The following is a 14,859-nucleotide window of genomic DNA, read 5'->3' as shown; positions in this document are numbered from 1 at the left end:
TGGGTACGTGACCTTCTCCTCCTCCCGGCCGACCGACCCGATCGGTGACATCACCGCCGAACGTGACGCCGTACTAGACGAGTTGGCCCGGCGCTCCGCCGGCGATCCGGAGTCCGCCGAGCTGTGCGGGTACGCCGGAGAGCTGAGCCACCGGTTGTATCTGCTGCGGGACGACGACGGCCGGGACGAGGAACTCGCCCTGGCCGTCGAGGCGTTCGAGCACGCGTTCCGCAATCCCGGCGCCGAGCCGCTCTGGTCGGCCTGGCGGGTCCGGTTCGGGCAGCTGCGGGGTGTGCAGTACGAGGACGGCGGCGAGCGGCACGTGCTGGAAGAGGCCTTCGCGTTGCTGGTGGCCGGGGTGGAGGGGCTGCCCGACCAGGACCCCGACTTCGCCTGGGAGCGAGTGTGGGGGCGGCAGGTGCTCGCCGTGTGCGCCAAGCTGCGCTGTCTCGCCGAACCCGACTCCGCCGAGCTGCTGGCGGAGGCCCTGCGCAGGCACGACGACGCCCTTGCGGACGTGGAGCCGGGCAGTGAGGAAGAGGCCGACCTGAGGGCCGGGGCCGGGTATCTGTCCATGCAGCGGGCCCTGCTCCACGGCGACCTCGACGCCGCCGACACCTCGGCCCGCCACTACCGCGCCCTCCTCGACACGGCCGCGCCCGCCGAAGTCCCGCACCTGCGCTACAGCCTGGGCCTGGCCGCGATGGTGCGCGGACGGGTGCGGGTCGACCGGGAGGAACTGGAGGCCGCCCGGGACGCCTTCGACACCGCGCTCACCGAGGCCCGCCGGGCGGGCGGACCCGAACCCCACTGGGCGTTCGAGGCCGAGGTCAACGCCCTCCTCGTACGGGCCATGATCTGGGGCACCTGGAAGGACGTCGGCCACAGCCTGGCCGCCGAGGTCGAGCTGCGGCGCCTGCTGGAGCGGCCCGGCGCCGAGGAGCAGCTGCTGCCGCAGTACCTGGACATGTTCGGGCGGCTGCTGTACGAGCGGGCCGCCGCCCGTGACGACGCCGAGGGCAGGGACCGCGGTATCTCCCTGGTCCGCCGGGCCCTCGACACCTGGCGGCCGGAACGGGACGGCGACATCGGCGCCACCGCGCTCTTCCTCGCCCTCTTCCAGCAGTCCCGGCACCACGACGACCCCCGGCCGGACCGTGCCCGGGACGTGCTGCGGGCCGCCGGCATCGTGCTGGACTCGGGGACCGACAACCACGACCTGCTCCAGTCCGCCCGCATGCTCGACGGCTGGGCCCGCTTCACCCTCGCCGACCACGGAGAACTGCCCGAGATCGACGGATACCCGGAGGGACTCGACGCCGAACGGCTGAAGCAGACCTGGGACGGCATGCTCGACGACATCCGCGAGGGCCGGGCCTTCGTCGACTTCGGGGAGGAGGAGTTCCTGCGGGGCATGGAACGGGACGTCGTCGGATCCCGCCGTCGTATCCAGGGCTTCGAACAGGCCCTCGCCCGGCTGCGCGCCCTCGAACCGGGCAGCCCCGGCCGGGCCCAGCTCGCCTCGCTGATACTGAACAACCTCACCCTCGTCGACCCCGAGGGCACCCACGTCACCGCCGAGCACCGGCGGGAGCTGACCCAGGCGGTCCTGGAACGGGCCGAACGGGATCCGGCCTGGCGGGGGCCGGCGCACGCCATCGCCGGCGTCGCCCGGCTGCAAGAGGAGATGATCAGCGGTTCCGGCGCCGGGTTCGACGAGGTGCTCGCCCACTTCGACCGGGCGGAGGCCGACGGCGGCCTCGGCGACGAGGCCGACTACGGCCTCGCCCTCGCCCGGTTCGTGGCCCAGACCCAGCGCGGCCAGACCGGCGGCGCCGGCGACGACATGGAGGCCGGTGCCGCGACCTGGCGCCGACTGCGCTCCGACCCCGCCCTGCCCGCGCACGTGCGCCGCCTGATGGAGCTCCAGCAGGCGGGCTTCGACGCGCACGCCGCCGTGCGGAGCGGCGACCTGGCCACCGCCGACCGGCACATCGCCGCGCTCACCGAGGGCCACGCCGCGCTCAGCGACGAGGACCCCTCCCGTATCGAGATCCTCATCCTCCTGGAGAACGCCCGCCTCGGCCGCGACAACCTCGCTCAGCACCTCGGCGTACCCCCGCTGCCGCCGCTCGCCGCCCGCCCCGGCCCGGCCGAACTGCGGCGCCAGGCAAGCCGGTTGCCACGCGACCATCGCGCCTGGGTGCTCGGCGACACCGGCATGGCCCGTTTCGCGCAGGCCGCCGCCCAGCAGGACGGACCGGGACTCGTGGCGGCCATCGGCCTGCTCCGGGAGGCCCACGAGCTGTGCGAGCCGGGCAGCGACAGCCGCCTGCGCTACGCCAACGGCCTCGGCATCGCCCACTGCGTCCTGTCCGAGATGGAGTTCGACCGGGTGCGCCGCCGCGAGCGCCTGGCCAAGGGCATCGCCCTGCTGGAGGGCGCCTTCGCGGAGGCGGGCGGACCAGAGCACCGGCTCTACGCCGACATCGGCCTCGCCCTCGCCCGCGCCCACCGCACCCGCGACGACCTGCACCGCCGCGACCGGGCGAGCGCCCGCTCCCTCGGCCTGAAGTCCCTGCGCGGCCACGCCTGGGCCGCCCTGCTGCAGTCCGGCACCGACCACGCGACGGTCGCCGCCGCGCAGGCCACCGGGGCCGCGCTGGAGGTGGCCGGCTGGTGCCTGAAGGACGACCGCCCCGAGGAGGCCCTCCAGGCCCTGGACGCCTGCCGGGGCCTGGTCCTGCACGCGACCCTCACCTCGGCGACCGTCCCCGACCTCCTCACCGCCACCGGCCACACCGGCCTCGCGGCCGACTGGCAGGCCGCCGGAGCCGGCGCGACCGAGCGGCCCAGCGACCCCCTCACCGCCGCCCAGACCCCCCTCACCGTGCCCAGCACCCTGCGCCGCCGCGTCCTGGCCGCCCTCACCGGCACCCACCAGGCCCAACTCCTCGACCCGCCCACCCCCGACGAGATCGCCGAGGCCCTGCGCACCCTCACCAAGGACGCCCTGGTCTACCTGGTGCCGGCCACGGACGACACCCCGGGTACCGCCCTGGTCGTCACCTCGAAGGCCACGGTGCACGCCGTACCCCTGCCGACGCTCACGGAGGACGCGGCGCCGCTGAAGGAGTACGGCCCGGGGGAGGGGCTGTCGCGTGCGGGGGGCCCGGATTCGGGCGCCGCGCAGGCGCAGTACGCCTCGGGCGCCGGTCTGTCCGGGGGCCCGGGTGACCCGCCGACGGAGTACGGCCCGGGCGGCGGCCTCGCCCACGACGCCACCGGCGCCCCCGCCCACCCCCACCCCCGCGACCTCGGCCCCGTCCCCGGCTGGCGCCCCACCGCCCCGTCCTCCCTCCGCGCCCAGCTGGACCGGCTGTGCGGCTGGGCCTGGTACGCGGCGATGCGGCCGCTGCTGGAGGCCTTCGAGATGCCGGCCGGGCGGTTGCCCCGGCTGGTGCTGGTGCCGATGGGGAAGCTGGGGCTCGTGCCCTGGCACGCGGCCTGGGAGGCGGGCGGGCCGCGGGGCCGGCAGTACGCGCTCCAGGCCGCCGAGATCTCCTACGCCGCCTCGGCCCGCCTGCTGTGCCAGGTGGCCGCCCGCCCCGCCGCCGAGCACACCGGCGCCGCCCTGATCGTCGGCAACCCGACCGGCGACCTGCGCCACGCGGGCGAGGAGGCCGACGCCGTGCAGCGGGCCTTCTACCCCGACGCCCGGTTCCTGGGCCGCCGCACGGCCGGTCCCACCGACGGCCCCGGCACCCCGGGCGAGGTGCTGCGATGGCTGCGCGAGACGCCGTACGACGGTGCGGTGCTGCATCTCGCCTGCCACGCGTCCGTCGCCGAGAACGCCCGCCGCAGCGCCTATCTCGCCCTGCACGACGGGCAGTTGGCTGCGGAGGAGATCGCCGGCGCGGGCGGTGACCGGCTGGGTCTCGTGCTGCTGGCCGCCTGCCGCAGCCATGTCTCGGGCCGCGGCCACAACGAGGCCTACAGCCTCGCCACCGCCTTCCTCGCCGCCGGCGCCCGCTCGGTCGTCGGCTCGCTGTGGCCGGTCCCGGACGAGGCGACCTCGGTGCTGATGTTCCTCACCCACCATTTCCTGCGCACCCACGGAGAACCCCCGGCCCGGGCCCTGCGCCGTGCCCAGCTGTGGATGCTCAACCCCGACCGCGAACTACCGCCCGAGCTGCCGGAGTTCCTCGCCGAGCGGGCCCGCCGGATCGACCCGCACGATCTGAGCGCCTGGGCCGGCTTCACGCATCTGGGCCGCTGACCGGCTCCGGCACCAGCGTGCGCAGCGGCACGGTCACCGCCGTCCAGCGGCCCGCCGCCCCCAGCACGGGACCGAGGATCCGACGCCCGGTCGCCGCGTGCCAGGCGGGCAGCTGGAACGGCACCGTGCTCAACTCCCGGTCCGCCACGATCAGCTTGAGCCAGTCACGGGCCTCCGCCCCCGGCACGACGGCCTGGGAGGCGGGCAGCGACAGCCGCACGGGATCGCCGTCCAGCGCGTGGCCCGTACGGCCGGGACCGATGAAGTGCCCCCGATACAGCTCCGAGGAGGAGGCGTAGCCGTCGGTCAGGTCGAGCAGGACGCACCACAGGGTGCGGTCGGGGGAGCGGTTGTGCAGCCGGATCGACACCCAGGGCGGGCGCAGGCCGCCGCCGTACTCGCAGACGATCTCCCCGGACGCGTCCGGCCGCAGCGGCTCCGCCGAGCCCCACGGGGTGATCTCCAGCTCCACCAGACCGTCCAGCAGGGAGGGCCGCGGGGTGAGATCGCGCAGCTGGTGCCAGCGGGTGAGGTGGGCCAGGCAGTCCGCGACCCGCTCCGCGTCCGCCGGTGCGGCGAAGGGAAGCGGCGCCGTGAACTCCGTACCGTCACGCCGCAGCACCGACGCCCGCCCGTCCCGCACCCGTACCCGGAAGTGCAGCCCCAGCGCCTCCTCGGCCCCGTCCACCAGCCGCACCAGCGGCCCGAGTGCCGCCGCGAGCCGCCGTACGTCCTCCGGTGATCCGTCCACCGCCACACTGGCCGGCGGCAGGGCGACCTCCGACAGCGCGACCGGATACACCCGCTCCGGCTCCGGCTCCCAGTCCACCGGCGTGACCAGCGTCCGCGCGGCCGACACCTCCACCGCGCGTACGACCCCCCGGCCCGGCCCCTCCTCCAGCGCCGCGAAGGTGGTGCCCTGGGCCTCGGCGCCGCCCTCCCGGAGCCCGTGCACGGCACCGCAGTCCACCTCCCAGCCGTCGGCGCCGTACCGCAGCAGGTGCGGGCTCGCGGTGAGGCCGCGTAGCCGGGGCGCGCCGCCGAGCAGCGGGCGGTCCGCCGCACCGCCCGGCAGGTCCGGGAAGAGCACCGGATGCTGGGTGCTGCCCGCCCGCTGCACCCGCGCCGCGGCCGCCGCCAGCAGCTCGCGGCAGGTGGCGCCGGGACCGGCCGCCCGCACCGCGCCGACCAGCGCATGCGTGAACGCCCCGTGCCGGCGCCCCTCGAACCAGCCCTCGTACGACGGCTCGTTCAGCCGGCTCGCCGCCAGCAGCACGTGCCGGGGCGGCCCGCCGTGGGCCCGGGCGCCGAAGTCCCACTCCGGCCGGGGCGGCGCGTACCGCTGGGTCAGCTCCGCCTCCCGCGTCGCGCCCCCCGAGTGACAGCAGTCCAGCACCGCCGTGACCTGGGCACCGCCCGCCGCGACCCGGTCCAGCAGCGCGCCGAGCCGCTTGTCGAGCAGCGGACCGTCCACGCACACCAGCGCCTGGTTCAGGCCCGTCGCCTCGATCAGCAGATCGTCACCGGTGGCGGCTTCCTGCGTGCCGTGCCCGGAGAACCACAGCAGCGCGGTGTCGTCCGGACCGGCCGAGCCCAGGTGCCGCAGCACCGCGTCCGTCACGGCGGCGACAGTCGCGTCGGCGTTCAACAGGACGGTGATGTCCGCCTGTTCACCGGCCAGGTCGGCCAGCAGCCGGCCCGCCTCCGCGATGTCGTTCGCGCAGCCGCCGAGCGCACTCGCCACGGACGCCGGATAGTCGTCGATGCCCACCAGCAGTGCCTTGATCGTCCCCATAGGGGAGAGTCTGCCAGTGTCCTGTCGGTGTCAATCAGCCGTACCGAGATGCACTCTTGACGTGACGTCACTAACCTTCACCTTCCGTGCATCGCACAACCGCTCACCACCCATGACTCTCGGGGGACACATGGGGAACACCGAACGGCCGCGCCGTATCGTGCAGTCGGCACAGCAGGGTCCGGGGATCCAGCCGGGCCTGGGCGCCCAGCGGGGCGCCGCGCCCGCGAACCCGGCGCCCGCCGCCCTGCGCCGTGAGCTGTACACAGCGCGCTCCCGGAAGCTGCTCGACGCCGTGGGCCGGCTCGACGCGGGACTGGACGAGCAGGCCTGCCGGTCGCTGGCCGAGTGGGTCCGCGAGCAGTACACGACGGCGTACGGCTCGGTGCCGCTCGGCTTCGTCGCCCGCTGCTATCTGGGCCCGCCGTACGTCGACCACCAGCTCAACCTCTTCCACGTCATCGTGCGGCACTTCGCCCCGGCCGAGCCGATGCCCGAGCCGTTCTCGGCCGCCCGCATGCTCGCCCGCTCCGGCGGCTACGCCTACGTCGAGGTCTACGACGACGGCCTGATCCTGCCCGTCCTGGACGACGGCACCGTCGTCCGCCCCTGACCCCCGACCCCTGCCCGCTCACCCCGCAGCACTCGAACGGAGTTCCGCATGTCCGAGGTCGACTACACACTGCGCCGCCAGGTGCAGGAGGTCAGCAACCTCGTCATCAGACTCAGCGAACAGGTCGGCTCCGTCTCCGGCCAGGTCTCCACCGTCGAGGCCAACCAGCACCAGACCCGCACCGAACTCCAGCAACTGCGCGACGAGTTCCTCGCCTTCGTCCAGCAGGCGCAGGCCACCGCGAACGTGCAGCGCGCCGAGACCCGCATCGGGGCCATCGAGGACAAGATCGACCACGAGTTCGGCCACCACAAGACGGTCCGCCGTACCGCGGTCGGCATGCTCCAGGCCTTCGACATCGGCCTGGTGTCGGAGGACAACGTCCGGATGGTCGGCGACCAGCTGATGCTCCAGACCCCCCGCTACTGGCTCGCCCCCGCCCTGGTCGCCCTAGCCTCCTGGTCCGCCGACGACCGCACCCTGTGCGAGCGCGCGGTCGACGAGGCGTTCCGCCGCTCGCCCGACCGCACCTCCCTGTTCTTCGCGCTCGTCCTGCGCCGCCAGGGCCGTGCGGAGGGCGCCGTACGCTGGCTGCGCCACTACCTCCTCGCCCAGGACCCGGCCGCGCTCGGCCGCGAGTTCGCGGTCATCCTGGAGGCCATCGCCCAGGGCGCGTTCGGACTGGTCGGCCGCGAGCTGCTGGACCGTACCCTCGCCGAGTGGCGCAACCAGCTGATGGACAGCGCCGACGCACAGGCCAAGCAGGTCCGGCGCTGGCGCGACGAGCTGGAGTCCCTACGCGGTCCGTCCCAGGCGGCCGAGTTCCCGCGCCTGGCCGCCCTGTCCCCGCAGTGGCTCACCCTCGACGGCGTGCTCTCCTCCGCGCGCGGCCAGCAGCCCGTGCTGGACAAGTACAAGGCCATCATGGAACGCGAGTTCCAGCCGTCCGAGCGCATCGAGGACGCCGTCGACGACATCCTCGACCGGCTGGTCTCCGAGTACGACAACGAGGAGCTGCCGCTCCGCCGCGACCTCGCCTTCAACCAGGCGGTGGTCGACCACGACGGCGACCTCACCTCCGCCCGCAAGACCGCCGACGCGGACGCGGCCTCGTACGAGGAGACCCTCGACTACCTCACCGTGCAGACCACGGCCGCGCTCAACCCGCAGGCCATCGGCACCTCACCGGCCACCCAGCGGCTCTCCGTCGCGGCCTGCCACGAGTGGTTCCGCCAGGCGCACGCCGCCCACACCCGCGACTACCGGGCCGCCGTACCGCAGGACGTCCAGGCCCAGTTCGCCACTTCGCACTCCGTGGGCTCGCAGCTCTTCCAACTCCCCACCTGGGTCGGCTCCTTCACCCAGCCCCTGGCCACCCTGGAGAAGTCCCTCAGCGACCACTGGGACCGCTACACGGGCCCGTTCGTCGACGCGCTCGCCTTCCCGTGGCTGAAGAAGGTGGCCCCGCTGGCCGGCGTCGTCGCGGCCATCCTCCTCTTCCTCGCCGGCAGCTTCCCCCTCTTCGCGATCGGCTCCGCGGCCATCGTCGCCCTGGTCTGGGGCCTGATCCTGCGCAACCAGGCCCAGACCGCGAAACGCGCCCAGGACGCGGCCCGCGAACTCCTGACCCGCGCCAAGACGGAGTCCCTGCACCAGCTACGCGGCGCCTCCGCCGAACTCACCGACTGGTACGAGAAGTTCACCTCCGCCGACCAGACGGAGACAAAGGTCCGCGAACTGATCGCCACGCTGCCCACGGCGGGCGGGGGTGCTTCGCCGTTCGAGGGGCGGACGGTACGCAAGGAGAACGCGCCCGAGGACTCGGCCCAGGAAGACGCCGTACCTCCGGCCGCCCCCTGGCAGTCCGCGTCCGCGTCGTCGTCCCGTAAGGAGTCCGGGCCGGAGGCCAAGGCCGGTCAGGAGAACTCGTCCGAGTCCCAGGAGGACAGCGCCCGATGAGTACGCCACCGCCGCCCGCTCACCAGCCCGGACCGACGCCGCCCGCGCAGGGCAGCGCGCCGGACGAGTCGCCGTGGGCGAACGCCGCGCGCCCCGCGTCGCCCGAGGCGGGGACGGTGCCGCCGCCAGGGAGCAGCACGGCAGGCCCGTCGGCGACCGCGGCCCAGCGGTCCTGGGCCGCGACCGGGCAGCCCGGGGCCACGGTGCCGGGCCAGGGAGCCGCGGTGCCTGCGCAAGGGGCCACCCCGGCGGCGCCTTGGGCTGCCGCCCCGCAGTCCGCTGCAGGCGGCGCCGCACCCCAAGGAGCCACCCCGGCGGCTCCCTGGACCGCCGCCCCGCAGTCCGCCGCCGGCGGCATCGCCCCCCACACCGCCCAGCCCAGCGGCACCGGCCCCGCCTCCCCCTGGGCCGCCTCCGCCGACTCCGGTCGTGCCCAGTCCTCGCCGTGGGCCGCGCAGCGTCGGCCGCAGCAGGAGCGGGTCACCAGCAGGCTTCGGCGGGTTGTGGAGGGGCTGCCCGACTGGGAGCCGTTGCCGCCCGGCGAGACCCTCGTACGCCGGCCGGGCAGCACCGCATGAGCGGTCTGTGGGGCGACGGCGGCCCCTACCAGGCCTGGGTCGGCTTCCTGCGCCGCTGGGCGGCCCTGGAGCCCGCCGACCCGGGCGTGCTGCCCGCGCTCGCCGAGGAGCAGTACGACGGCGACACCTGGGCCCGGCTGACCGAGCACCTCACCAGCGCCCTGAACACCCGCCTGGTCGCCTGGGCCGAACACCTGGTCCGCGCCCTGAACGAGTCCCGGGACGACTTCAGCTGGGGCCGTGAACTCGCCCAGGCCCGCACCGGTCTGCACAGCATCCGCGGGCTGGCCGCCCACCCCGGCCTCCCGGAGTCCCTGCGCACCCGGCTGACCGAGCTGGTCGACAACCAGATCACCGAGGTGCAGGCCCAGCTGGAGCGGAACCTGGACGCCGAGATCCGGCGCGGCACCGACCCCCGCCTGGTCGAGCGCCGCCGCCGCACCCTGCGGGACAACGCGCTGACCGCCACGCTGACCGTACGACCGGCCGGGGACGCATGGTCGTACGACCCGGCGGCACCGCCCCGACGGCGCATCGTGCCCGACTGAGGCGCGGTCCGCCCGCAACCCGTCCCGATCCGTCCCGCCTCGAAGAAGGTCCGAGAAGGCCCGCATGTCGAACTACGCCGAGAGCCTCAGCCACCTCGACAGCTACATCTCCGCCCGCGTCCCGGTCATCGCGATGCGCACCATCGAACAGCAGCGCGCCCTGCGCCTGTTGCGCGAGGCGGCCACCCAGTCCCGGCGCAGCAGCATGCCGTTCTGGATCTACACCCGGGCCACCGGCCTGCGCGACCTGCGCACCAACGCGTCCGTGCAGGACGACCGTTCACTCGCCGGCGCGATGGACTTCGCGGCCGCCCAGTTCGGCAGCCGCGCCAACGCCACGGTCGTCTTCGTCGACCCCGACGAACTCGAGTCGGACACCCCGGTCACCCGCCACTTCGCGGAACTGGCCCGCCTGGCCGACAGCAACATGGGCAGCATCGTCCTGATCACGGACACCCCCATCTGGAGCGGCCTGCAGCGCCTCGGCATGAGCCTGCGCCTGGACCTGCCCGACTCCGAGGAGATGTACGGCATCCTCAGCGGCTTCCTCGGCGACCACCACGGCCACATCCCCATCGAGTGGACCGAGGAGGACGCCCGGCGCGCGGCCGAGTTCCTGAACGGCGTCACCGAGGCCGAGTGCGTCAACCTCATGGCGACCATCGCCGCCAAGGGCGCCATCCGCCGCGAGGACGTCCTCGGCCTCGCCCAGGCCAAGGACCGCATCTTCAGCGACCTCACCGGCCTGGAACGGGTCCACCTCAAGCAGAGCGACTACGCCATCGGCGGCCTGACCGGCCTGCGCACCTGGCTGGAACGCAAGCACGACATGATCTCCCGCGACCTGCGCCACACCGCCCTGCGCCCGCCGCGCGGAGTCCTCCTGGTGGGCGTCCCAGGTTGCGGCAAGTCGCTCTCCGCCAAGGCCATCGCCCACGACTGGCAGCTGCCCCTCTACCGCCTCGACATGGCCAGCATCCACGGCAAGTACCTCGGCGAGTCCGAGGGCCGCTTCCGCGAGGCCCTGGCGATGGCCGACCGTGTGGCCCCCTGCGTCCTGTGGATCGACGAGATCGAGAAGGGCCTGGCCGGACGGGACGACATGTCCGGCGTCCCGCAGCGCATCATCGGCCAGTTCCTGTACTGGCTCCAGGAGTCCCAGTCCCGCGCGTTCGTCGTGGCCACCGCCAACGACATCCGCAGCCTCCCCCCGGAACTGCTGCGCAAGGGCCGCTTCGACGAACTCTTCTTCGTGGACCTGCCCGACGCCCAGGACCGCAAGGAGATCATCCGCATCTACCACCATCGCTACCTCCAGGCCGACCCCACCCCCGAGCAGCTCGACCGCCTGGTCGACCTCTCCGAGGGCTTCGCCGGCTCCGACATAGAGGCCGCCCTGCACGACGTGGCCGAGGAGGCGGTGCGCCGCGGCGGCATCGCCCAGCTGAAGGACTCGTACGTCATGGACACCTTCGCCCAGGTACGCCCGCTCAGCGTCAGCAACCCCGAGCAGATCGAGGAGATCCGGGCCTGGGGCCGCGAACGCGCGGTACCTGCGGGCCGGGCGGCGGTGACGCCGGTGCCGGGGGACGGCGGCCGGACCCGACGCATCGTCTTCATGGACGAATGACGCATGTGACCCCAGGGATCGGTGGGCTGACTGGTTCCGGCACAGGAATGTCGTCCATACTGCCGCCGTGGAGCAGCGCATAGGATCGAGCAGCAAGCCCGTCGAGGGCGAGCCCGTGACGGGCGCCGGATTCGACCCGGCCTTCATCCCCGGGATCACCGGACCGGCGGCGAAGTCGCAGCCGGAACCGGAGCCGGAGTCCGAGTCGGAGCCGACGGCACCGGAGCCCGCCGAGGAGCCTGAGCCGAAGGCGAAGGCGGAGACGGCCGAGGCACCGGCAGAGCCGGAGGAAGAGCCGGAGGAAGAGAAGGCGGCGCCCGAAGACGGCCCCGTCTTCGAGGCCTCCGACCGCCGCGCCAAGTTCGTCGCCGACCACCGCGGGGTCCGTCTCAGCCTGGACGAGGAGAAGTGCGAGTTCCGCTGGAACGAGATCGCCGCGGTCGAGACGGAGTCCCCCCGCTTCGGCAAGCGTTTCACCATCACGGTGCACACCCCTGACCGTCGCTGGTACCCGATCGAGATCGAGGCGACGGCCAGGGCGCGCTTCAAGGAGTGGGAGGACGAGCTGGACGCGGTCCTCGACGCGTACTTCGAGGAGGCCTAGCCAGGCCTAGCCGCAGTACTGGTCGGCCTTCCCGATCGACCGGTACATGCAGTCGGAGTTCTCCAGCAGCTGCAACACCGCATCCTTGTTCCGGGACGTCTCCCGCTCGATGACCTCGTCGGGCGGGTAGAACCCACCCCCCGAACTGGATGTCGGATACATCTCGAAGGTGTAGTCGAAGATCTTGTGCACGCCCCACAGGTAGTCGTCGATCGACCCGTCGGTGATGTACAGATCGCTCGACTGCTCGGGCGTGTACCCGTTGCTCGCGGCCATCTTCTGTCCCACGGCCTTGAAGGCGGCGGCGTCGTCCGCGGTCATCCCGGTGGCCGTGTCCGAGTACGTGTACCCGAACGGCCACAGCACCAGCTCGCTGTAGGTGTGGAAGTCGATCCCGGCCTTGATCTGCTGCTTGCCCCCGACGACCCGGCTCCGCACGAAGTCGGAGACGACCTTCACCTCGGGCGCGGACTCGGCGGCGGAACCACGGTAGGTCTCGGAGGACGTCGACCCCGACGACCCGCCACAGCAGCCCCACTTGTAGTTCCAGTTCCGGTTCAGGTCGGTCCCGACGTACGACGACCCCGAGTTGGGCTGCCGGTTCTTCCGCCACGACCGGTACGACCCGGTGGCGATGTCGTACTCGCCGCCGTCCGGGTTGAGATCGGGGACGATCCATATCTCCCGGCTGTTGACGAGGTTCGTGATCCGGGAGTCGCTCCCGTACCCGGCGCCGAACTCCCGCAGCAGATACAGCGCCATCTCCACGGTCAGATGCTCACGAGCATGCTGATGGAAGGTGAACAGCACCTCCGGCTCGTTCTCATCGGTCCCGACGTTGTCGCTCACCTTGATGGCGACGATGTCCCGCCCCTGGTACGACTTCCCGATCACCCGCTTGCTCATGATGTTCGGGTAGGCGGCGAGCCGCTGGTCGATCTCGGCGTTCATCTCGGCGTAGTTGTGGTACTTCGAGTCGGCGCTCGGGAAGTCGTACAGCCGGGCCCCGGATCGCTGGGGCGCGGCACCCAGCGGACTGACGTCGTACCCGAGCTTCCGCAGCTTGCCGATCTGCTCGGCCCGCCCGGACACGACGACGGTCTCCTCGTCGGCCTCGTCGACGGTGACGCCGGCCTGCTGAATGGCCGTACGGGTCACGGGGTTGGTGCTCTGATGGATCTCGTACTGCCGGATGTCCTCACCGGACGAGGGAGCCTTCCGGGCGCTCTCGGCGGTGGCGTGTGTGGCGGTGGCCGACACGGGGGCGGCGAGGGCGAGGGCCAGCAGCGCGCCGAGTGCGGCGGTACGTCTGCCGCCGCGCGCGCCGGAGGCGCGGATGCGAAGTCGCATGAACTCTCCTTGGGTCTCCAGGAATTCCGGGGTCGCCGGAAGTGGGGAGTGGAGCTGGGGGGTGCTTCAGTGCGACGTGCGGGGTGCGATGTGCGGGGTTGCGCTGTGCGGGGTCGTGGCGCGTGTTGCTGTGGGGCCGCTGTGCGGGGCTGGCGCTCATGGTGAAGCGTTGGCATGGTCAGGTCAAGGGTGCGTCAAAGCGACTACGGCGGGAATGCGCCGAAGCAGCCGTCACTTGAAGGGCACGGTGAGCCAGGGACTGCCCGGGTCGGACATCAGAATCCGATGGACGTCGACCATGTCCGTGTACCAGCTGCCGAACTCCTCGTCGTCGAAGTGCAGACAGCGCCCGAGGATGTACCCGGCGGCGAAGTCCTGCCAGGACTTGTACGACCGCGCGGCGGCCCGCCCGGCCTCGATGACGGCGGACTCGGCCTCCGGCAGTGAGCAGTACCGGGCTCCCAGACCCCAGCGAGCCATACCCGAGGCCCGCCCGAAGTTCCATGCGTCGACGGAGCTGACGAACCGGTTCTCGTCGAGGATGCCGTCGGCCCGGAAGCGCGCCTCGTAGCGGGTGATGCGCCCGACGAGAGCCTGGACGCCCTTGATGCGGGCCTCGGTCTCCGCCTCGGGGACGGTGGGGGTGGAGGTGACCCCGTCCGGGGTGATGACGATCTCTCCGCCCGACCGACCACGCAGCACCCGCGCAACCGCGTCACGCCAGTAGCCGGTGTCGACATGACCGCCGAAGTCACGAGCGATGGTGCGACGCAGCCCGAGGGCGAACTCCCAGACGGGGTTGGCGCCGTCGGGGTCGAGCAGGGCGCGCTGCTGCTCCTGCCATCCCTCGCGACTGGTGACGCCCCACCACTCCTCGAGCAGCTTGCGCTCCTTGGGGTACCCGTGGCCGTGATGCGCCATGGCGTTCCAGGAGTGCCCGCACTTCACGAAGAGCAGAGCACCACAGGCCAGTCCATGGGCCACGGCGCCTTGCAGGGGCCCACCGACCCGGAGGGAGCGCAGCGCCGGACTGCACGAGGGCACGCCGATCCGTTCGGCGTGCTGCCCCCAGGCCCCGGAGTGTGGCGGCGCGGACGGGAGGAAAGCCTCGCAGGGGCTGCCGGGATTGACCACGAGCCACAGCGGGTCCGTGGGCTCCCACCCCTGGGCGAACCACCTGAGCGACTTCCGGTCGAACACCCGGTGCGGCTCCGGCGCGGGCAGCATTCCCTCGGTGTACACCGCCCAGACGCGACCGCCGGCGACCCGAGGATCGTGCCCGAAGAGGGGATGGACCTTGCTCGGGTCGGCATCCGACTTGTCGCGCCGTATCTCGTAGTAGAGGTGATGCCGTGCGAGGGTGTCGAAGTAGCCCGTCCAGTCCTCACGCGACTTGGCCTCGAAGAGCGCCTGCTCTATCTCTGTCGGCGGCGTCCAGGTCGGCGGCGTCGCAGGCCCGAACCCTGCGGGTGGCGGACCGAACGACATGTTTGCCCTGTTCAA

11 protein-coding genes are annotated in these 14,859 nt (G+C 72.9%); 7 read left to right on the top strand and 4 right to left on the bottom strand.

Features of this window, described 5'->3' with window-relative positions; genetic code table 11:
- The first annotated feature begins 7 nt into the window (after positions 1 to 7).
- Positions 8 to 4,279 (top strand): CHAT domain-containing protein, encoded by a 4,272-nt coding sequence (locus tag BEK98_RS05555; RefSeq protein WP_244201755.1) that lies wholly within the window; start codon positions 8 to 10, stop codon positions 4,277 to 4,279.
- Here the strand turns inward: BEK98_RS05555 and BEK98_RS05550 are convergent.
- On the bottom strand, positions 4,260 to 6,074 hold the full coding sequence (locus tag BEK98_RS05550) for a caspase family protein (RefSeq protein WP_094215249.1): 1,815 nt from the start codon (positions 6,072 to 6,074) through the stop codon (positions 4,260 to 4,262). The genes BEK98_RS05555 and BEK98_RS05550 overlap by 20 nt on opposite strands.
- Positions 6,075 to 6,204: 130 nt before the next feature.
- Between BEK98_RS05550 and BEK98_RS05545 the strand changes: the two genes are divergently transcribed.
- The gene (locus BEK98_RS05545; RefSeq protein ID WP_094215248.1) at positions 6,205 to 6,687 is read left to right on the top strand and encodes a hypothetical protein; all 483 of its coding nucleotides are present in this window, start codon (positions 6,205 to 6,207) and stop codon (positions 6,685 to 6,687) included.
- A gap of 48 nt (positions 6,688 to 6,735) precedes the next feature.
- Positions 6,736 to 8,646 (top strand): hypothetical protein, encoded by a 1,911-nt coding sequence (locus BEK98_RS50815; RefSeq protein WP_279635453.1) that lies wholly within the window; start codon positions 6,736 to 6,738, stop codon positions 8,644 to 8,646.
- Positions 8,647 to 8,665: 19 nt separating this feature from the next.
- Here BEK98_RS50815 and BEK98_RS48520 read toward each other — a convergent pair whose 3' ends face one another.
- A complete protein-coding gene (locus BEK98_RS48520; protein ID WP_143684077.1) occupies positions 8,666 to 8,890 on the bottom strand; it encodes a hypothetical protein in 225 nt (74 codons plus the stop codon).
- Here BEK98_RS48520 and BEK98_RS48515 point away from each other — a divergent pair.
- The 4 genes from BEK98_RS48515 to BEK98_RS05520 all read left to right on the top strand — a co-directional run bounded on the left by BEK98_RS48515 (position 8,871) and on the right by BEK98_RS05520 (position 12,006).
- The gene (locus BEK98_RS48515; protein ID WP_143684076.1) at positions 8,871 to 9,224 is read left to right on the top strand and encodes a hypothetical protein; all 354 of its coding nucleotides are present in this window, start codon (positions 8,871 to 8,873) and stop codon (positions 9,222 to 9,224) included. The genes BEK98_RS48520 and BEK98_RS48515 overlap by 20 nt on opposite strands.
- Entirely contained in the window at positions 9,221 to 9,772 is a 552-nt protein-coding gene (locus BEK98_RS05530; protein WP_094215247.1) for a hypothetical protein, read from the top strand. The genes BEK98_RS48515 and BEK98_RS05530 overlap by 4 nt, the downstream gene beginning before the upstream one ends.
- 64 nt (positions 9,773 to 9,836) lie before the next feature.
- Complete coding sequence (locus tag BEK98_RS05525; RefSeq protein WP_094215246.1) at positions 9,837 to 11,402, top strand: AAA family ATPase; 1,566 nt, start codon at positions 9,837 to 9,839, stop codon at positions 11,400 to 11,402.
- A gap of 67 nt (positions 11,403 to 11,469) precedes the next feature.
- A complete protein-coding gene (locus tag BEK98_RS05520; protein WP_094215245.1) occupies positions 11,470 to 12,006 on the top strand; it encodes a hypothetical protein in 537 nt (178 codons plus the stop codon).
- 6 nt (positions 12,007 to 12,012) lie between these two features.
- On the opposite strand, the gene BEK98_RS05515 is transcribed toward BEK98_RS05520, so the two are convergent.
- Both BEK98_RS05515 and BEK98_RS05510 read right to left on the bottom strand, forming a co-directional pair.
- A complete protein-coding gene (locus BEK98_RS05515; RefSeq protein ID WP_094215244.1) occupies positions 12,013 to 13,356 on the bottom strand; it encodes a M14 family metallopeptidase in 1,344 nt (447 codons plus the stop codon).
- Between the two features lie 231 nt (positions 13,357 to 13,587).
- On the bottom strand, positions 13,588 to 14,844 hold the full coding sequence (locus BEK98_RS05510) for a DUF1266 domain-containing protein (protein WP_094215243.1): 1,257 nt from the start codon (positions 14,842 to 14,844) through the stop codon (positions 13,588 to 13,590).
- Between the last annotated feature and the right edge of the window lie 15 nt (positions 14,845 to 14,859).

The organism is Streptomyces diastatochromogenes (genome assembly GCF_002242805.1).
Classification (GTDB): domain Bacteria; phylum Actinomycetota; class Actinomycetes; order Streptomycetales; family Streptomycetaceae; genus Streptomyces; species Streptomyces diastatochromogenes.
This window is presented reverse-complemented; position numbering and strand designations above follow the sequence as displayed.